Here is a 17,800-nt window from a genome sequence, read left to right as displayed (position 1 = left end):
ACCAAGATGTTACGTGGCGACGGAATCGTCAGGCGCCAGCGCAGGGTTGCTCCACTGTTCGGCTAATCGGCCGGGTATGCAAGCGGAAGACGCATCTCGAACGTCGTACCCTTGCCGAGCGTGGACCAGACCTCGATCGATCCGCCATGCGCTTCGGCGATCGAACGGCAGATCGCCAGCCCGACGCCCATGCCGGCTTGTTTGGTGGTGAAGAACGGCTCGAAGATGCGGGCCTGCACGGCGTCGGGGATGCCGCAGCCGCGATCCTCGACGCAGAGCCGCACCCAGCCGTCCCCAGCGAGTGCGCTTTGAATCACCAGCTGGCGCCTGGCTACGTCGGTGCCGGCCATGGCGTGGATGGCGTTGGTGATCAGATTGAGCACCACCTGCTGCAGCTGCACGCGGTCGGCGCGGACCGTGGCGTTCGTGCAAAGGTGCGTGACGACCTGAATCCGATGGCTGCAGAGATCGTCCGCGACCAGCCGTAGCGTGTCCTGCACGACCTCGTCGAGCGCGACCGGGAGCAGCGTCGCGCGCTTGTGCTTCACCAGAGCGCGCAGCGAGCGGATAATCGCGGCGGCCCGCCGCGCCGCCTCGCGGATGTTGAGCAGACCGGCCCGCGCCTCGGCGACATCCGGCTGGTCTCGTTCGAGCCAGCGCAGGCTGGCGTCGGCATGGGTGATGATCCCGGCCAGCGGCTGATTGATCTCGTGCACGATCGCGGCGGCGAAGTTGCCGGCATTCGATGCCGGAGGCGCCTCGGACGAGATCGTCGCCGCGTCGGCGGCGCCGGCGATCTGCGACGACACGCGGCGCTCCAGCATGGCCGCCTTGCCGGCCGCGCCCCACGCCCGATAGCTCAGCACCGCGGCCTGGAAGCAACCGAGCGCCGGCGTCGGCAAACCGGCTTCCAGGTAGGCGTCGCCGGCGAGCTCGTGGGCGAGCGCGCTCTCGTGCGGCATGCCGGCCTGCGCGGCGGCCCCGGCGGCGCGTTCGTACAGGCTCTGCGCGCGCAGCGTATCTCCGAGCAGCCGGGCCGCTTCGGCCTCGAGCAGCAGGTGCTTGCTGCGGAAATTTACGGGATCGAGCTTGGCCGAAGCCTCGAACCGATCCCGCGCCGACCGGATGTGGGCCGCGCCGCGCGGCGGCAGCGATCCGCGCGCGGTCGAGCGGGAATAAGCCAGCACCAGAAAGTAGCAGAAATTCGCCCGGTCCAGATCGGACGCCGCAAGTTCGGCGAACTTGCCGTCGCGGTCGAGCCGGCGCGCGGTTTCCAGATGGTCGGCGGCGTCGCCGTCCTGATCGAACAGGAACGCCGCCATGCCCGCGTAGTAATGCAGCCAAAAATGCGTCGCCGCCGATGCGCCCGGATCCGTCAGCATCGCGGCCGTCTGGTCGGTGCCGGACAGCAGCGTATCGATCAGGGCCAATTGGGCCGCCGCAATCCGCTCGATGTCGCCGGGCGACCCTGCAGTTTCGGCGGCTGGTCGTGCCGCCAATGCGGCGCGCAGATCGGGAAGCTGTCGTCCCGACATCAGCGGCTGCACGATCGAGGCGCTGCAGTCGCCCGTCGGACGGGTAATCGCGGAGCTGGATGCAGCGTTTCGGGCCGCGGCGAGCAGATCCTCACACCAGCCGATCCGCCGCATCGCCTCGGCGCCCGCCTGCGGGTCTCGGTGGCGACGCAGGGCCGCCAGCGGCGGCGCTGCCTGACTGCGATCGGATTGGCTCTGCTGAGTGGCCACGGTGATTGCCTCAGGGTGCCAGGGGTACGCTGAGCCTAGGCCGCCGGGCAGGGCGCGGTCTTTGCCGAAACACGCATTGTGTTCACCGAAATTGACATCCTTGATCTAGATACCGCCTAGGCTACATTGTCGCACAGCTTTTCGCTGCAGCGCGGCAGCGGACGCCGGAGCATCGACATGACGGCCTTGCAGGTCTTCGGGGATCGCAAATTTCCCACCGCCGAGCTGCTGCTGACCTCCAGCGGCCGGGACTGGACCGGGGCGGCGGCCCAGCTGCGCAATCATCCGGCCTGCGACGTCCCCGCGCCCATCCCCGATCAGATGGAAATCACCTTGGCGATGGCGACATCGCCCGGACGGGTCGAGCGCCGCGCCGCCGGGCAGTTTCAGGATACGGCGGTGTGGACCGGGACGCTGTGGTTCTGCCCGATCGGCGTGCGCGAAGAGTCGATCCGGATCACTTCGCCGCTGGCCAGCATCCTGCACGTGTTTCTCGACCGGACGCAGTTCGAAGGCTTCGCCGAGCTCAGCTCACGAACGCCGTCGCCCGCCAACCTCGCCTATCTGGCCAACGTCGACGACGAACTGGTCCGCCAGCTCTGTCTACGCATCCATCGCGAGCTGAGCGAGGAGACCAGCGGCGGCAAGCTGTTGATCGAATGCCTGACCCAGACGCTGGTGGCGCATCTGATCAGCAGCTATTCGACCGACAGCAGGCCGGGCCTCGATCAGCAGACCGCCGGCGCCCGCCTCGATCAAGCGCGGCTGCGGCGCGTGCTCGACTACATCCACGACCATCTCGAGACCGATCTGACGCTGGCGAAATTGTCCGACGTCGCCTGCCTGAGCAAGCATCACTTCGCCCGCGCGTTCCGCGAAGCCACCGGCGCGCCGCCGCATCGCTTCATCAGCGCGCGCCGGCTCGACCACGCGGTCAGCCTGCTGAAAGCCACCGACACCAGCCTGGCGGAGATCGCCTTCGTCTGCCGGTTCTCGTCGCAAGCCACCTTCACCCGCGCCTTCCGCCGCCAGGTCGGCGTCTCCCCGGGCGAATTCCGCCGAGCGGCCACGAGTTGACGGCGCGGGCCGCGCGGCGGCGTCCCGCTGCTATGCCTTAAGTCGCTGGAGATGCTAGCTGAAATGGTGCTGCCGGGGAGGATCGAACTCACGACCTCTCCCTTACCAAGGGAGTGCTCTACCACTGAGCTACGGCAGCATGGGCCAGCGCGGGAATCAGCCTCGAAGGCTTCCCGTGCGGCGCGGCGATCCTTGCCACAGGGCTTGGCCCGGCGCAAGCGGGTCGCGCCCTGCCCGGGGAAAAAACCGGAACGGCGCGAAACTTCAGCAGTGGACGTCTTGTCAGAGTGACAACGAGCTGCGGGGGCAGTCTGGGGCTGGGTGCTGCCAACAGATCAGGCCCCAAGACCTGGAGCGCTTGGAGGCGCAATTTCCGCTCGGCCTGTTAACCGCCGCCTGGGCCGGCCTTGAGCTTGAGTTCGAGCATCTTGGGGGCAACGCGGTTGCCAACCGCTTCGGCGACGGCGGACAGCGCGCGCAGCGGCCGCATCATCACCTCGAATTCGCAAATCCGGCCGTCGGCATCGAACCGCATCAGGTCGATGCCCTTGAGCTGCAACTGGCCGATCTCGGCGTTGAACTCGAGCGCGGCTTCATACGGGCCGCAGACGAAGGTCCGCCGATAACAGATGCTCTGCAGCACCTCGGCTACGGTGAGCATCACCAGCAGGGTAGCCTCGCGGCCCCGGATGGGCGATTGTACGGCCGGCGAATGGAAGGTAACATCTTCGGCCAGCAGTGCCTTCAGGGCGGCGCTATCGCCGGCCGGCAGCGCTCCAAGCCAGGCGGCGATGCTGTGTTGCGATGTAGCCGCCAACGCATAAGTGTCGTCGGACATACGACTCTCCACCCACTCCGGACCCGCAATGCAGACCAAGCCGCGAGCTCTGACAACCGCGACCATCGCCGTAAGCGGGGTCGCGCCGTGACGGGAGAGCCGCCCCTCAAGGATCCGACCGGCCGGCAGGCGCGGCTGCGCGATGCGCTGCGCGACAATCTGAAACGGCGCAAATTGCAGGCGCGCGGCCGGGCTGGCCTGGCCGGGGCTCGCGAGGATGATGACAGCGCAAACGTTCAAGACAGCCGGCGCGTTGCCGCCGATGACCTCCCAGAGGGAGCTGCGCCGAACGTCGGAGGAACGCGCCGATGAGCATTGATGAGACGGAGCGGACGAGCGCAGCGGCGGCAGGCAATCGCAGCGATCGGCACGACCAGACCTTCCCGGTGCTGACGCCGGCCGAGATCGCGCGGATCCGGCGGTTCGGCGAGATCCGGCGCTACGCCGAGCACGAGCTGTTGTTTGAAACCGGCAAGCTCGGGCCCGGCATGTTCGTGCTGCTGTCCGGCAATGTCGCCGTCACCCAGCGCGACGGGCTGGGCCGCGTCACGCCGGTGGCCGAGCAGGGCCCGGGCCAGTTTCTCGGCGAGATCAGCCAGCTGTCGGGCCGCGTGTCTCTGGTCGACGGCTGCGCCGAGGGCGACGTCGAATGCCTGCTGGTGCCGCCGGAGCGGCTGCGCGCCCTGATGGTCGCCGAGGCCGACCTCGGCGAGCGGATCATGCGGGCGCTGATCCTGCGCCGGGTCAATCTGCTGCAGGGCGGCGTCGGCGGCCCGGTGCTGATCGGCTCGCCGAACTCGTCGGACGTGGTACGGCTGATGGGCTTCCTCACCCGCAACGGCCTGCCGCATCATCTGCTCGACCCCGCGACCGATCGCGACGCCGGCGATCTGGTGGCGCGCTACTCGCCGTCGCCTGGAGATCTGCCGTTGGTGGTGACGCCGGACGGCACCGTGCTGCGCAATCCGCGCGAGGCCGAGCTGGCCCGCGCGGTCGGCATGATCGGCCAGATCGAGCCCGGCAAGGTTTACGACGTCGCTATCGTCGGCGCCGGGCCCGCGGGGCTCGCGACCGCGGTGTATGCGGCGTCAGAGGGGCTGTCGGTCGCGGTGTGCGATCAGCGCGCATTCGGCGGCCAGGCCGGCGCCAGCGCGCGGATCGAAAATTATCTGGGCTTTCCGACCGGCATCTCCGGCCACGCGCTGACGGCGCGCGCCTTCAACCAGGCGCAGAAATTCGGCGCCGACGTGATGATCCCGATCGAGGTCAAGGCGCTCGACTGCAGCCGCGGCGACGGCACCTTCGCGCTGGAGCTCGACGACAGCGAAGCGCTGCGCGCGCGGGCGATCGTGGTCGCCAGCGGCGCGCGCTATCGCCGGCCGGAGATTGCCAATCTGGCGGCGTTCGACGGCCGCGGCGTGTACTACTGGGCGTCGCCGATCGAGGCGCGGCTGTGCAAGGAGCAGGAGGTCATCCTGGTCGGCGGCGGCAACAGCGCCGGGCAGGCGGCGGTGTATCTGTCCACCCATGCGGCGCGCGTTCACATGGTGATCCGCGGCGGCGGGCTCGCCGCCAGCATGTCGCGCTATCTGATCGAGCGGATTGAATCGACGCCGAATATCGAGCTGGTTTTCAACACCGAGGTGGTCGAACTCGGCGGCGAGCCGGACGCCGGCCTCGAACGCGTCACGCTGCGCAGCCGTCTGTCGGGCGAAACCTGGCCAATGGAGGTGCGCAATCTGTTCCTGTTCGTCGGGGCCGATCCTGCGACCGGTTGGCTCGACGGCTGCGGCGTCAATCTCGACCGCGGCGGCTTCGTTGTCACCGGCGTCCCGGGCGACGGCGCCACCAATCAGCGGCCGACCGCACTGCTGGAGACCTCGGTTGCAGGCGTTTTCGCGGTCGGCGACGTGCGCTCCGGCTCGGTCAAGCGCGTCGGCGGCGCGATCGGCGAGGGCGCCCAGGTGGTCGCGGCGCTGCACGGCTACCTGGCGGATTCGCTGAACTGAGTGACTTGCCTCACAGGCTGCTGCCGGAAGTAACACAGCCCCAGAAGATTTCGGCCGCAAGCATTGGGCGCTGTCTCCCCTCCCCCTTGCGGGGGGGCGGGGGTGGGGGCCCCAGGCACTGGGCTCGCGTCGCCTCACACGTGGCACTGTGCCCGCGTCGCCCTCACCCCAGCCCTCTCCCGCAAGCGGGAGAGGGAGCGCGTACGCTGCGGCTGGCGGCTGCGCGATAAGCACGCGGTGCTGATCATTCCGGCGTGACAGGCGCCGGATCCTTCTGCATGATGTCCATCATATGATGGCCATTGACGGATGCAGGAGCGCACGATGGTTCTCGGATTGGATATGACGACTTTCACGCTGATCCATGTGGTGATCAGCCTGATCGGGATCGCGGCGGGACTGATTGCCATGATCGGCCTGCTGAGCTCGAAGCCACTGCCGGGCTGGACGGCGTTGTTTCTCGTCACCACGATTCTGACCAGCGCGACCGGCTTCCTGTTTCCGTTTTTCCAGCTGCTGCCGTCGCATATCGTCGGCATCATCTCGCTGGTGCTGCTCGCCGCCGCAGTGGTGGCGCTGTATGTCGGCCGACTCGCGGGATGGTGGCGGCCGGCCTACGTCGTGACCGCGCTGCTGTCGCTGTATCTCAACGTGTTCGTGCTGGTGGTGCAGCTGTTTCAGAAGGTCACCGTGCTGCGCGACCTCGCGCCGAACCAGAACGAGCCGCCGTTCCTGGCCGCGCAAGGCGTCACGCTGCTGTTCTTCGTGGTGATGATCATCGCAGCGTTGCGGCGCTATCATCCCGCGCCGAGCTACGCGCGCGCATAGCTCGCGCAAAAAAAGGCCTCGGCGGTGCCGAGGCCTTTGTCGCTCCGTCGGCTGATCGTTAGCGCGCCGGACCGGTGCGGGTGCCGTTGTTGTTGCCGCCCGGGCCGACATCGCCCTGAGTGGACGACGGCGTCGGGTGGTTGGCGCCGTTCATGCTGCCGGCCGCGCCTGTCGTGGTGCCGGGGGCCGGCGCCATGGTGCCGCGCTGCATGCTGCCGTTGCCGACATTCTGCGAGCCCATTGCGTTACCGCGGGTGTCGGTTTGGCCCTGCGCCGCAGCGGCGATCGTGGTGGCGAGCAAAGCGGCAGCGGCGGCGCCGGCGATCTTGGTCATTCGGGAGCTCATAGAACCTCCTTATATATCAATTGAAATGCGAGTTCGTCGTCTGCATCGTGCGGTTGCACTGGATGGAAAACGACCACAATGGCGTAGCGTTCCTCGCGATGTCGGGAGCCTGAGGCGACGCATTTGCATCGGAACACAAACGGCGTAGGAAGAGCCTACGTGCTTGTGACAGGAACGACGGCTGCCACAACCGGTTGTTTCGGCATCACGACGGAGACACCCATGAAACAAGTTTTGAGCCATTCGATGTCGCGCCGCATGTTGGCCGCCTTTGCGGCGGTGACCGCCGTTGCCGGGGCGAGCCTGGCTGCCGGCACGCCCGCCCAGGCACGAGACTATCCGTATTGCCTGACCTCGCCGGGGTATGGCTATCCGGGCGACTGCAACTACGCGTCCTACCGGCAATGTCGCGCGTCAGCATCGGGCCGTCTGGCCGATTGCATCCTCAACCCGCGCGCCGCTTTCCGTGAACCGCGCCACCGCGATTATCGGACCTACGGCGACACCCGCTGGTAAAACCCGCGGCGCCGCCGGCACGGTGAGGGGCGGCGCCGAATCACGCGATGCAGTGGCCACTCGCCAGCCTGGGTTCCCATAAACCCATGAAATAGCCGCAAATTCCACGCTTTTGCCACGCACGGCGGTTGTGCCGTATATGATCACGGCTCAACAGCGGGAATCGGCATGGATCGCATTCGAATTATCGGCGGCAACAAGCTGCACGGCACCATCCCGATTTCGGGCGCCAAGAACGCGGCGTTGCCGCTGATGATCGCCGCGCTGCTCACCGATGAGACCCTGATCCTGGACAATGTTCCGCGGCTCGCCGACGTCGCGCTGCTGCAGCGAATCCTCGGCAATCACGGCGTCGACATCATGGCGGCCGGCAAGCGGCCCGGTGACCATGAATACCAGGGCCAGACCCTGCACATCTCGGCCAAGAACATCATCGACACCACCGCGCCCTACGAGCTGGTGTCGAAGATGCGCGCCAGCTTCTGGGTGGTGGCACCGCTGCTCGCCCGGATGCACGAGGCCAAGGTGTCGCTGCCCGGCGGCTGCGCCATCGGCACCCGGCCGGTCGACCTGCTGATCATGGCGCTGGAGAAGCTCGGCGCCGAGATCTCGATCGACGGCGGCTACGTCATCGCCAAGGCGCCCGGCGGATTGAAGGGCGCGACCATCGAGTTTCCGAAAGTCACCGTCAGCGGCACCCATGTGGCGCTGATGGCCGCGACGCTCGCCAAGGGCAGCACGATCATCTCCAATGCCGCCTGCGAGCCGGAGATTACCGACGTTGCCGACTGCCTCAACAAGATGGGCGCCAGGATCACCGGCGCCGGCACCCCGCGGATCCTGATCGAGGGCGTCGACAAGCTGCACGGCGCGCGCCACACCGTGCTGCCGGACCGGATCGAGACCGGCACCTACGCGATGGCGGTTGCCATGACCGGGGGTGAAGTGCAGCTCTCAGGCGCGCGGCCCGAACTGCTGCAGGCGGCTCTCGACGTGCTCAGCCAAGCCGGCGTCTCCATCACGCCGAACAACGACGGCATCAAGGTCGCCCGCAACGGCGCCGGCATCAGCCCGGTGACGGTGACCACCGCGCCGTTCCCGGGCTTCCCGACCGATCTGCAGGCGCAGCTGATGGCGCTGATGACGCGCGCCAAGGGCGCCTCGCATATTACCGAGACGATCTTCGAGAACCGCTTCATGCACGTTCAGGAGCTGGCGCGGTTCGGCGCCAAGATCGCGCTGGATGGCGAGACCGCGACGATCGACGGCGTCGCCAAGCTGCGCGGTGCGCCGGTGATGGCGACCGATCTGCGCGCCTCGGTGTCGCTGGTGATCGCGGCGCTGGCCGCCGAAGGCGAGACCATGGTCAACCGGATCTATCATCTGGATCGTGGCTTCGAGCGGCTCGAAGAAAAGCTGTCGGCCTGCGGCGCCACGATCGAACGGATCAGCGGGTAAGCGCGGCTGAGGGGGTTGCCTTGGGTGAGTTGAAACTGATCGCACTCGACCCCGACGACCTCGCGGTGATCTCCGCCCATGTTCAGGACGCGCGGGTCGAGACCGGCGACATCGTCTGGCGTCAGGCGGAAAAACGGCTCGTGGTAGGACTGCACCGGCTGGACTGGGAGCAGACGCTGTCCGGCGAGCCGGTGCCGGGCCGGCTGATCGCGGCGCTGCGGTTCGACCGCGTGCTCGCCTGCAAGTCGCGCAACATCGATATCGAAGCGCCCGACACGGCGCTGGAACTGATCGGCATCGAATTCTACCCGGCAGAGCCGCCGGGCGGCAGCGTCGTGCTGATGTTCGTACGCGGCGGCATGCTACGGCTCGATGTCGAGTGCCTGGAATGCGCGCTGACCGATCTCGGCCCCGACCATCTCGGCACCGGGGACGCCGACCGCCAGGCACCCGAGGATCTCGGCGGCCTCGGCTGACGCCAGCGCCGCTCGCCCGGTCCGGCTACCGCAGCCAAAGCCGTCCGGCATAAGGGTTGACGGCGGTAAGGCGCCGCGCCATTGAGCATCAGGCCCGCTCGGGCCGAGATGCCTTCGGAAGCCTTTCAAATGCCCATTCGTCTCGATAGCGCCAGCACTGATTTCGCCTCGCAGTTCAAGACCTTCCTCGCCATGAAGCGGGAGGTTGCGGCGGACATCGAAGCCGCCACGCGGGCGATCGTCGACGACGTCGCGGCGCGCGGCGACGCGGCGCTGCTGGAAGCGACCGCCAAGTTCGACCGGCTGACGCTCACCACCGACGGTCTGCGCGTCACCGCCGCCGAGGTCGAAGCGGCCGTGAAGGCCTGCGATCCGGCTACCATCGACGCGCTGAAATTCGCGCGCGACCGCATTGAATTCTTTCATCGCCGGCAACTGCCGAAGGACGACCGCTTCACCGACGCGCTCGGTGTCGAGCTGGGCTGGCGCTGGAGTGCCGTCGAGGCGGTCGGCCTGTATGTGCCGGGCGGCACCGCGGCCTATCCATCCTCGGTGCTGATGAACGCCATCCCCGCCAAGGTTGCGGGCGTCGAACGCGTGGTGATGGTGGTGCCGTCGCCGGACGGCAAGCTCAATCCGCTGGTGCTGGCGGCGGCGTCGCTCGGCGGCGTCACCGAGATCTACCGCGTCGGCGGCGCGCAGGCGGTGGCGGCCCTGGCCTACGGCACCGCGACGATCGCGCCGGTGTCGAAGATCGTCGGCCCCGGCAACGCCTATGTGGCGGCCGCCAAGCGCCTGGTGTTCGGCCGCGTCGGCATCGACATGATCGCCGGCCCCTCCGAAGTCGTGGTGGTGGCCGATCAGACCGGCAACCCGGACTGGATCGCCGCGGATCTCTTGGCGCAGGCTGAGCACGACGCCAACGCGCAGTCGATCCTGATCACCGACGATGCGGAATTGGCCGCGCAGGTCGAGCGCGCCGTCGAGGCGCAGCTCACCACGCTGCCGCGCGAGAAGATTGCGCGCGCGTCGTGGAGCGAGTTCGGCGCGATCATCAAGGTCGGCACGCTCGAGGAAGCGGCACCGCTGGCGGACGCCATCGCCGCCGAGCATCTCGAGATCATCACCGCCGACCCCGAAGCCTTCGCGGCGAAGATCCGCAACGCCGGAGCGATCTTCCTCGGCGCGCATACGCCGGAAGCGATCGGCGACTATGTCGGCGGCTCCAACCACGTGCTGCCGACCGCGCGCTCGGCGCGGTTCTCGTCCGGGCTCGGCGTGCTCGACTTCATGAAGCGCACCTCGATCCTGAAATGCGGGCCGGAGCAGCTCGCGGCGCTGGGGCCCGCGGCGATGACGCTCGGCGACGCCGAGGGGCTGGACGCGCATGCGCGCTCGGTGGGACTGCGTCTGAACCGGCGATGAGTAGTCCCGAACCAGACGATTCCAACAATCGCATCGTCGCGGTGACGCTCGACGAGGAATCGATCGGGCGGTCCGGTCCGGACATCGAGCACGAGCGCGCGATCGCGATCTACGATCTGGTCGAGAAGAATCTGTTCGCGCCGGAGAACGGCACGGAAGGTCCGTTCACGCTGCATATCGGCATCACCGGCAACCGGCTGATGTTCGATATCAGGCGCGAGGACGGCACGCCGGTGATCACCCATCTGCTGTCGCTGTCGCCGTTCAGGCGCATCGTGAAGGACTACTTCATGATCTGCGACAGTTATTATCAGGCGATCCGCACCGCGACGCCCGACAAGATCGAAGCCATCGACATGGGTCGCCGCGGCATTCACGACGAAGGCTCGCGCACCCTGCAGGAACGCCTCGCCGGCAAGGTCCGCATCGACTTCGAAACCGCACGCCGGCTGTTCACGCTGATTTCGGTGCTGCATTGGAAGGGGTGAGGCGAAAGTGCCGACCGTACCCTTCCCTCATTGCGAGCCAACGTGTCGGCGCACAGCGCCGCCCGATGACAGGCTGCGCGAAGCCATCCAGCTCCGTGCATGGCGCTGGATGGCTTCGTCGCATTCCTCTTCGCAATGACGTCGTGATGCGAGCCTGACCGGATGGCAGGACGTATGCCGCAAGCGGTGTTGTTCGCCTGCGGCATGAACAGCGTGCGTTCGCCGATGGCCGAGGGCCTGCTGCGCAGCATCGCGCCGCGCACGATGTACATCCGATCGGTCGGGGTGAAGACCCAGGAGCTCGATCCGTTTGCCGTCGCCGCCATGGCCGACCGCGGCCTCGACATCTCCAAACACAAGCCGACGACGTTCGAAGAGCTCGAGGATTACGAAGGGCTGAACTTCGACCTGATCATCACGCTGTCGCCCGAGGCTCACCACAAGGCGCTGGAGCTGACCCGCACCCATGCCATCGACGTCGAATACTGGCCGACCTACGATCCCACCGGCACCGAAGGCACCCGCGACCAGCGCATCGCCGCCTATCAGGACGTCGCCGACACCCTGATGCAGCGCATCTACAAGCGGTTCGGGCGGCATTCCGGGGGGAATGAATAGGGTGGATTTGCGCTGGGCTGCACGCGGCTAAAGCGCGCGTGGCAGCAGCCCAGTCTCGCTGCGTGAGCGGTTTCAGAATGTTGTATCAACACGTCATCCCCGCGAAGGCGGGGATCCATACTCCGCAGCATCTCCATTGAAGCTGTGCAGCAGCTTCCTAGCTTCATTCGAGAGCTCAGGGGTCATGGGTCCCCGCCTTCGCGGGGACGACCTGTTGTAGGTGCAGAGTGTGTGGCGAGAAGCTCTCCGAGCGTCGGCGGGCCATCTCCAACCATCCCGCGTTTGGCTCGCGGCCCTGATCTGCTATCCCATCCACATCCTCCACGCCCGGGCCAACCCATGATCACCCGCCTCGCCGTTTCCGGCTATCGATCGCTGCGCGACGTGCGGCTGTCGCTCGGGTCGCTCAATGTCGTGACCGGGGCGAATGGGACCGGCAAGTCGAGTCTGTATCGGGCGCTGCGGCTGCTGGCCGAGATTGCGCAGGGGCGGGTGGTGCAGTCGCTCGCCGCCGAAGGCGGGTTGCAGTCGACGCTGTGGGCCGGACCGGAGAATGTATCGCGGGCGATGAAGCGCGGCGCGCAGCCGGTGCAGGGCACGACGCGGAGTACGCGCGTCGGCCTCAAGCTCGGCTTCGCCGGCCCCGATTACGGCTATGCGATCGATCTCGGCCTGCCGCTGCCGGACGCCACCTCGCTGTTCGGCCGCGATCCGGAGATCAAGGTCGAGAGCGTGTGGACCGGCGAACTGCTCGGTCGCGCCAATGCGTTCGCGGAGCGGCGCGGACCGCTGGTCCGGGTGCGCGACGACGGCGGGCAGTGGCGCGAGGTGTATCGCCAGCTCGCCGCCTCCGACAGCATGATGACCCACGGCGCCGATCCGCGCGACGCGCTCGAACTGCTGCTGCTGCGCGACCGGATGCGCAGCTGGCGGTTCTACGATCAGCTGCGCACCGACCGTGACGCGCCGGCGCGGCGGCCGCAGATCGGCACGCACACGCCGGTTCTGGGCGGCGACGGCGCCGATCTCGCGGCTGCGATCCAGACCATTCTGGAGATCGGCGACCCGGATGCGCTGGATGCCACGATCGACGACGCGGTCCCGCGCGCCCGGCTGATCGTCTCCGAACTGGACGGCTATTTCGAACTGGCGATGCAGCAGCACGGTTTGCTGCGGCCGCTGAAGGCGGCCGAGCTGTCGGACGGCACGCTGCGCTATCTGCTGCTCGTCGCGGCTCTGCGCTCGCCGCGGCCGCCCGAGCTGATGATCCTCAACGAACCGGAGGCCAGCCTGCATCCCGATCTGCTACGCCCGCTCGCTCGGCTGATCGCCGCGGCGTCGGCGCATTCGCAGATCGTCGTGGTGTCGCACGCCGAGGGGTTGGTGTCGGCGCTCAGTCGCGAGGCCGATTGCCGCGAGATCGTACTCGAGAAGGAGCTGAGCGAGACGGTGGCGCGCGACAACGAGCTGCCGTCCTGGAACTGGCCGGCGCGCTGAGGCTTCTTGCTCGCGGATCTGTGCCGCAGGCGGTTGTCCCCGCATTCGCCTTCCGATAGGTTCCGGCTCCTTCCCGCCACCCGCCCGAATCGAAGTTCCGCATGCTCGGCCGTCCCAAACTCGTTCTCGCGTCCGCTTCGCCGCGCCGGCTCGCTCTGCTGAATCAGGCCGGCATCGAGCCCGACGCGCTCAGGCCGGCCGATGTCGACGAGACGCCCACCAGGGGCGAGCTGCCGCGCGCCTGTGCCACGCGGCTGGCCCGCGCCAAGGCCGAGGCGGCGCTGAAGTCGGTGCAGCTCGACGACGATCTGCGCGGTGCCTTCGTGCTGACCGCCGATACAGTCGTCGCCGTCGGCCGCCGCATCCTGCCCAAGGCCGAACTGGTCGACGAGGCGTCGCAGTGCCTGCGGCTGCTCAGCGGCCGCAACCACCGGGTCTATTCGGCGATCTGCCTGGTCACGCCGAAGGGCGGTTTCCGGCAGCGGCTGGTCGAGAGCAAGGTGCGGTTCAAGCGGCTGTCCGAGGAGGACATCGACGGCTATGTCGCCTCCGGCGAATGGCGCGGCAAGGCCGGCGGTTATGCGGTGCAGGGCATCGCCGGCAGCTTCGTGGTCAAGATCGTCGGCTCCTACACCAACATCGTCGGGCTGCCGCTGTACGAGACGGTGAACCTGCTCGGCGGCGAAGGCTTCCCGATCCGTCACGGCTGGCTCAATGCCTCCTGAGACCCCCGCGAAGGCCACTCGGCCGGCCAAGGCGAAAAGCTGCCCGATCTGCGGCAAGCCGGCGACGCCGGAATCGCACCCGTTCTGCAGCGAGCGTTGCCGCGACGTCGATCTCAACCGCTGGCTGTCCGGCTCCTATGCCATCCCAGCCGCGCCCGCGGACGACGACGACGATTGAGCCGGCGGATTTCGGTCCGCTGCGCCTTGTCGCGCCACCCAACAATCCCCGATTTTCCTGTCACGCGGATGTTGCGGACGGGTGGACAGCGCCGGATTGGCTGACTATAAACCGGCGCTCCCCCGGCATCGCCCGGGCGGAACGCCCAGGTAGCTCAGTTGGTAGAGCATGCGACTGAAAATCGCAGTGTCGGTGGTTCGATCCCGCCCCTGGGCACCATTCTCTGCGACCTGAGGACCATCGCGTCCCGACGCTTACGGCAGCAGATCGGGGTGAGGGTGCCCCAATGATGGACCTCACCATTCAGGCGCGGAAGTCCCCGCATTCAAACCGTCGCCATTCATTGGACTGACGCAGACGTCGGCTATCAGGCCGGCGATCGCGCTTCGCGAATCGTCAGCTTCGAGTCAGGCGCCGCCATGTCCCAAGCCATCGCGTCTACCGCTTACATCATCGAAATTCATTCGCGCGCCGCCGGCATCGTCGTTCGCGACGGCCGCGGCTTTCGCTTCCACGCTGCGACCGACGATTTCACCGCGCTCGAGGGCCAGGACTTCCGCTCGGCCGGCGACGCTCACAAGGCCGCCCTGCGCCTGTTCGAGGGCCTCCGCCCGGGCCGCAGCCTCAAACTCGGGGTGGCATGAGCAGGCTGAGGGCGTCCAAGGGCGAACGCAGCCGCATGGTCGCTGCGAGCGAACATCTGCTTGCGTGAAAAATTCTTCCACGTATGATGCAATGTGTCATTTAATTTGGAAGAATGTTCTATCATGTCTGATGTTGAAGCTCCCGTTGCCGAGACCAGTCGTCGTCTCGATGCGATTGACCGCAAGATTCTGACCGTCCTGCAGCAGGATGCGTCGCTATCGGTGGCTGAGATCGGCGACCGCGTCGGTCTGTCGTCGACACCGTGCTGGAAGCGGATTCAACGGCTGGAGGCCGATGGGGTGATCACCCGCCGGGTCGCGCTGGTCGATCAGGACAAGATCGGGCTCGGCCTGTCGGTGTTCGTGTCGATCGAAAGCGGCGACCATTCGGAGGCATGGCTGAAGACGTTCGCCGACGCCGTCGCGGCGATGCCCGAAGTCATCGAGTTCTATCGGATGGCTGGCGACGTCGACTACATGCTGCGCGTCGTGGTCGCGGACATGCGGGCGTACGACGTGTTCTACAAGCGGCTGATCAGTACGGTGGCGCTGAAGAACGTCACTTCGCGGTTCGCCATGGAGAAGATCAAATCGGTCACCGCGCTGCCGGTGCCTCCCCTCAATGCCGCTTAGCCGACGGCGGCCAACCGGGTCGAAAACGAAAGCGCCATTGTCGGCTTTTTGTCGCGTAGGAATACCAGGTCGATGCGTCCTGGCGGGGTGGAAGTGAATACTATCTCCATCCAAGCTGCTTATCGAACGACTATTAGATCAATTGATCCAATATTGGTGATTTTACGTGCGGACGAAGCCGTCTTCCTCCGACTGCGTCGGTAAAATTCGACCATTGTTGAAAGTTCCTGGGAGCGTGCATTTCATTTTCACAAGCGCCCCCTAGGCAGCCGGTTCCGGTTCAAATACAAACTCGGAAGAGGCGCAATTCCGAGTTCAAATGACCGAAGGCATCGCCAAGTCCCGTACTGGCATAGAAGGTTTCGACGATCTCACGCTGGGCGGCTTGCCGTCGGGACGGCCGAGTCTGGTCTGCGGCTCTGCCGGCTGCGGCAAGACGCTGTTTGCGTCGACCTTCCTGATCAACGGCGCACGTCACTCCGGCGAGACCGGCGTGTTCGTCACGTTCGAGGAGCGGCCGGTCGACATCATCGACAACGTGCAGTCGCTCGGTTTCGATCTGCAGGGGCTGATCGATCAGGAGCGCATTCTGATCGAGCACATCGCGATCGATCCGACCGAAGTCGCCGAAGTCGGCGACTACGATCTCGAAGCGCTGTTTCTGCGGCTCGAGTTCGCGGTCGATCAGATCGGCGCCAAGCGCATCGTGCTCGACACCATCGAGAGCCTGTTCTCGGCGTTTCAGAATCCGGCCGTGCTGCGCGCCGAAATCCGCCGGCTGTTCGACTGGCTGAAGCAGAAGGGGCTGACCGCCGTCATCACCGGCGAGCGCGGCGACGGCACGCTGACCCGCCAGGGGCTGGAGGAATACGTCTCCGACTGCGTGATCCTGCTCGACCACCGCGTCGACAACCAGATTTCGACCCGCCGGCTGCGCATCGTCAAGTATCGAGGCACCGCACACGGCACCAACGAATACCCGTTCCTGATCGACGAGGACGGCTTCAGCGTGCTGCCGGTGTCGTCGCTCGGCCTCAACCACAAGGTCTACGACGAGCGGATCTCGACCGGCGTCGCCGATCTCGACGACATGATGGCCGGCGGCGGCTTCTACCGCGGCAGCAGCGTGCTGATCACCGGCGTGGCCGGATCGGGCAAGAGCTCGCTGTCCGGCATGATGGCGGACGCCGCCTGCCGCCGCGGCGAAAAGGCGCTGTACCTGTCGTTCGAGGAATCGCAAGCGCAGACCGTGCGCAACATGAAGTCGATCGGCACCGACCTCGGCCGCTGGATCGGCAGCGGACAGCTGCGCTACATCGCCGCGCGCCCGACCTTCTACAGCCTGGAAATGCATCTCGCTGTGATGCTGCGCGAGATCGCGCGGTTTCAGCCGAGCGTGGTCGTGCTCGATCCGATCTCTGCGTTTCTCGGCTCCGGCGAACTCGGCGAAGTGCAGGCGATGCTGCTGCGCATCGTCGACTATCTGAAGTCGCACGGCATCACCGGGGTGTTCACCCATATCGCGCACGCCCAGGACGCCGAGACCGACGCCGGGCTGTCGTCGCTGATGGACGCCTGGATCCTGCTGCTTAATCGCGAGTCGAACGGCGAATTCAATCGCGAACTCTATCTGCTGAAAGCGCGCGGCACGTCGCACTCCAACCAGGTCCGCGAATTCGTGATGTCGAATAACGGCATCCAGCTGCTCGAGCCGTATCTCGGCGACGGCGGCGCCCTGACCGGGTCCGCGCGCCGCGCCGAAGAAGCGCGGGTCCGGCGGGCGGAAGCCGATCGCCGCAGCGAGGTCGCGCGGATGCAGGACCAGATCGTGCACCGCCGCCGCCGCGCGCAGGCGCAGATCGAGGCGTTGCAGGCCGAACTCGCCGCCGACGAATCCGAATTGCAGCGGATGACCGACGCCGAGGACGCCTATCTGAAGCAGAGCGAGATCGACATCGAGGCGATGGCGCTGGCGCGCAGGCTGCGCGGCGCCGAGCCGGACAGGAAGTAGGAAGTTGGGATGGCGGATCCGATCAAGCTCGTTTTGTATGTCGCCGGCGAAACGCCGAAATCGCTGGCTGCGATCCGCAATCTGGAGAAAATCTGCGCCGAGCACCTCGCCGGCAAGTACAAGGTCGAAGTCATCGATCTGAAGAAGAATCCGCAGTTGGCGCGCGAGCACGGCATCGTGGCGATCCCGACCCTGGTGAAGGAATTGCCGGTGCCGATCCGCAAGATCATCGGCGATCTGTCCGACACGCCGAAGGTGCTGGTGCATCTGTCGGTCGAAGGCTCCTGA

The 17,800-nt window shown here is 66.7% G+C and carries 19 protein-coding genes and 2 tRNA genes; 17 read left to right on the top strand and 4 right to left on the bottom strand.

Annotation, left to right across the window (positions count from 1 at the left end; translation table 11 throughout):
- Positions 1 to 62: 62 nt before the first annotated feature.
- Entirely contained in the window at positions 63 to 1,745 is a 1,683-nt protein-coding gene (locus D4Q52_RS11605; RefSeq protein WP_119856712.1) for a sensor histidine kinase, read from the bottom strand.
- 177 nt (positions 1,746 to 1,922) lie between these two features.
- On the opposite strand from D4Q52_RS11605, the gene D4Q52_RS11600 reads away from it, so the two are divergent.
- Positions 1,923 to 2,822 carry a helix-turn-helix domain-containing protein gene (locus D4Q52_RS11600; RefSeq protein ID WP_119856794.1) on the top strand — a complete coding sequence of 300 codons (900 nt, stop codon included), beginning with the start codon at positions 1,923 to 1,925 and terminating at the stop codon, positions 2,820 to 2,822.
- Positions 2,823 to 2,886: 64 nt separating this feature from the next.
- On the opposite strand, the gene D4Q52_RS11595 is transcribed toward D4Q52_RS11600, so the two are convergent.
- Positions 2,887 to 2,961 (bottom strand) — tRNA-Thr (locus tag D4Q52_RS11595).
- A gap of 246 nt (positions 2,962 to 3,207) precedes the next feature.
- The gene (locus tag D4Q52_RS11590; protein ID WP_234831151.1) at positions 3,208 to 3,900 is read right to left on the bottom strand and encodes a nuclear transport factor 2 family protein; all 693 of its coding nucleotides are present in this window, start codon (positions 3,898 to 3,900) and stop codon (positions 3,208 to 3,210) included.
- 68 nt (positions 3,901 to 3,968) lie between these two features.
- On the opposite strand from D4Q52_RS11590, the gene D4Q52_RS11585 reads away from it, so the two are divergent.
- Entirely contained in the window at positions 3,969 to 5,669 is a 1,701-nt protein-coding gene (locus tag D4Q52_RS11585) for an FAD-dependent oxidoreductase (RefSeq protein ID WP_119856710.1), read from the top strand.
- Between the two features lie 324 nt (positions 5,670 to 5,993).
- Complete coding sequence (locus tag D4Q52_RS11580) at positions 5,994 to 6,497, top strand: hypothetical protein (protein ID WP_119856793.1); 504 nt, start codon at positions 5,994 to 5,996, stop codon at positions 6,495 to 6,497.
- Positions 6,498 to 6,555: 58 nt separating this feature from the next.
- On the opposite strand, the gene D4Q52_RS11575 is transcribed toward D4Q52_RS11580, so the two are convergent.
- Positions 6,556 to 6,843 (bottom strand): hypothetical protein, encoded by a 288-nt coding sequence (locus D4Q52_RS11575; RefSeq protein WP_119856709.1) that lies wholly within the window; start codon positions 6,841 to 6,843, stop codon positions 6,556 to 6,558.
- A gap of 222 nt (positions 6,844 to 7,065) precedes the next feature.
- Here D4Q52_RS11575 and D4Q52_RS11570 point away from each other — a divergent pair, with 222 nt between their 5' ends.
- From D4Q52_RS11570 to D4Q52_RS11505, 14 genes are all read left to right on the top strand, one after another.
- A complete protein-coding gene (locus D4Q52_RS11570; protein ID WP_425328475.1) occupies positions 7,066 to 7,359 on the top strand; it encodes a DUF3551 domain-containing protein in 294 nt (97 codons plus the stop codon).
- A gap of 168 nt (positions 7,360 to 7,527) precedes the next feature.
- On the top strand, positions 7,528 to 8,817 hold the full coding sequence (gene murA, locus D4Q52_RS11565) for a UDP-N-acetylglucosamine 1-carboxyvinyltransferase (RefSeq protein WP_119856708.1): 1,290 nt from the start codon (positions 7,528 to 7,530) through the stop codon (positions 8,815 to 8,817).
- Between the two features lie 20 nt (positions 8,818 to 8,837).
- Complete coding sequence (locus D4Q52_RS11560; RefSeq protein ID WP_119856707.1) at positions 8,838 to 9,293, top strand: DUF2948 family protein; 456 nt, start codon at positions 8,838 to 8,840, stop codon at positions 9,291 to 9,293.
- A 129-nt stretch (positions 9,294 to 9,422) separates the two neighbouring features.
- Positions 9,423 to 10,718 carry a histidinol dehydrogenase gene (gene hisD / locus D4Q52_RS11555; RefSeq protein WP_119856791.1) on the top strand — a complete coding sequence of 432 codons (1,296 nt, stop codon included), beginning with the start codon at positions 9,423 to 9,425 and terminating at the stop codon, positions 10,716 to 10,718.
- On the top strand, positions 10,715 to 11,206 hold the full coding sequence (locus D4Q52_RS11550; RefSeq protein ID WP_119856706.1) for a UPF0262 family protein: 492 nt from the start codon (positions 10,715 to 10,717) through the stop codon (positions 11,204 to 11,206). Before hisD ends, D4Q52_RS11550 begins: the two co-directional genes overlap by 4 nt.
- 162 nt (positions 11,207 to 11,368) lie before the next feature.
- Positions 11,369 to 11,824, top strand: coding sequence for a low molecular weight phosphatase family protein (locus D4Q52_RS11545; protein WP_119856705.1), 456 nt, complete (start codon positions 11,369 to 11,371; stop codon positions 11,822 to 11,824).
- 339 nt (positions 11,825 to 12,163) lie between these two features.
- Complete coding sequence (locus tag D4Q52_RS11540) at positions 12,164 to 13,321, top strand: AAA family ATPase (protein ID WP_119856704.1); 1,158 nt, start codon at positions 12,164 to 12,166, stop codon at positions 13,319 to 13,321.
- A gap of 101 nt (positions 13,322 to 13,422) precedes the next feature.
- Complete coding sequence (locus tag D4Q52_RS11535) at positions 13,423 to 14,046, top strand: Maf-like protein (protein ID WP_119856703.1); 624 nt, start codon at positions 13,423 to 13,425, stop codon at positions 14,044 to 14,046.
- Positions 14,036 to 14,224, top strand: coding sequence for a DNA gyrase inhibitor YacG (gene yacG, locus D4Q52_RS11530; protein WP_119856702.1), 189 nt, complete (start codon positions 14,036 to 14,038; stop codon positions 14,222 to 14,224). Before D4Q52_RS11535 ends, yacG begins: the two co-directional genes overlap by 11 nt.
- A 143-nt stretch (positions 14,225 to 14,367) precedes the next feature.
- Positions 14,368 to 14,443: transfer RNA gene (locus D4Q52_RS11525), tRNA-Phe, on the top strand.
- A gap of 200 nt (positions 14,444 to 14,643) precedes the next feature.
- On the top strand, positions 14,644 to 14,868 hold the full coding sequence (locus tag D4Q52_RS11520) for a hypothetical protein (protein ID WP_119856701.1): 225 nt from the start codon (positions 14,644 to 14,646) through the stop codon (positions 14,866 to 14,868).
- 123 nt (positions 14,869 to 14,991) lie between these two features.
- The gene (locus tag D4Q52_RS11515; protein ID WP_119856700.1) at positions 14,992 to 15,501 is read left to right on the top strand and encodes an Lrp/AsnC family transcriptional regulator; all 510 of its coding nucleotides are present in this window, start codon (positions 14,992 to 14,994) and stop codon (positions 15,499 to 15,501) included.
- A gap of 319 nt (positions 15,502 to 15,820) precedes the next feature.
- A complete protein-coding gene (gene kaiC / locus D4Q52_RS11510) occupies positions 15,821 to 17,512 on the top strand; it encodes a circadian clock protein KaiC (RefSeq protein ID WP_119856699.1) in 1,692 nt (563 codons plus the stop codon).
- Positions 17,513 to 17,521: 9 nt separating this feature from the next.
- On the top strand, positions 17,522 to 17,800 hold the full coding sequence (locus D4Q52_RS11505) for a circadian clock KaiB family protein (protein WP_119856698.1): 279 nt from the start codon (positions 17,522 to 17,524) through the stop codon (positions 17,798 to 17,800).

The organism is Rhodopseudomonas palustris (assembly GCF_003591005.1).
GTDB lineage: Bacteria > Pseudomonadota > Alphaproteobacteria > Rhizobiales > Xanthobacteraceae > Rhodopseudomonas > Rhodopseudomonas palustris_K.
The sequence above is the reverse complement of the archived record's forward strand: the minus strand, read 5'-3'. Positions and strand labels throughout refer to the sequence as shown.

Bases quoted from the DNA above. Each gene is read 5' to 3' on its own strand.
- D4Q52_RS11515 (WP_119856700.1), top strand. From the start codon at position 14,992: ATGTCTGATGTTGAAGCTCCCGTTGCCGAGACCAGTCGTCGTCTCGAT.
- hisD (WP_119856791.1), top strand. From the start codon at position 9,423: ATGCCCATTCGTCTCGATAGCGCCAGCACTGATTTCGCCTCGCAGTTC.
- D4Q52_RS11505 (WP_119856698.1), top strand. From the start codon at position 17,522: ATGGCGGATCCGATCAAGCTCGTTTTGTATGTCGCCGGCGAAACGCCG.
- D4Q52_RS11575 (WP_119856709.1), bottom strand. From the start codon at position 6,843: ATGAGCTCCCGAATGACCAAGATCGCCGGCGCCGCCGCTGCCGCTTTG.
- D4Q52_RS11580 (WP_119856793.1), top strand. From the start codon at position 5,994: ATGGTTCTCGGATTGGATATGACGACTTTCACGCTGATCCATGTGGTG.
- D4Q52_RS11545 (WP_119856705.1), top strand. From the start codon at position 11,369: ATGGCAGGACGTATGCCGCAAGCGGTGTTGTTCGCCTGCGGCATGAAC.
- D4Q52_RS11585 (WP_119856710.1), top strand. From the start codon at position 3,969: ATGAGCATTGATGAGACGGAGCGGACGAGCGCAGCGGCGGCAGGCAAT.
- D4Q52_RS11600 (WP_119856794.1), top strand. From the start codon at position 1,923: ATGACGGCCTTGCAGGTCTTCGGGGATCGCAAATTTCCCACCGCCGAG.
- kaiC (WP_119856699.1), top strand. From the start codon at position 15,821: ATGACCGAAGGCATCGCCAAGTCCCGTACTGGCATAGAAGGTTTCGAC.
- murA (WP_119856708.1), top strand. From the start codon at position 7,528: ATGGATCGCATTCGAATTATCGGCGGCAACAAGCTGCACGGCACCATC.
- D4Q52_RS11535 (WP_119856703.1), top strand. From the start codon at position 13,423: ATGCTCGGCCGTCCCAAACTCGTTCTCGCGTCCGCTTCGCCGCGCCGG.
- D4Q52_RS11550 (WP_119856706.1), top strand. From the start codon at position 10,715: ATGAGTAGTCCCGAACCAGACGATTCCAACAATCGCATCGTCGCGGTG.
- yacG (WP_119856702.1), top strand. From the start codon at position 14,036: ATGCCTCCTGAGACCCCCGCGAAGGCCACTCGGCCGGCCAAGGCGAAA.
- D4Q52_RS11520 (WP_119856701.1), top strand. From the start codon at position 14,644: ATGTCCCAAGCCATCGCGTCTACCGCTTACATCATCGAAATTCATTCG.
- D4Q52_RS11570 (WP_425328475.1), top strand. From the start codon at position 7,066: ATGAAACAAGTTTTGAGCCATTCGATGTCGCGCCGCATGTTGGCCGCC.
- D4Q52_RS11540 (WP_119856704.1), top strand. From the start codon at position 12,164: ATGATCACCCGCCTCGCCGTTTCCGGCTATCGATCGCTGCGCGACGTG.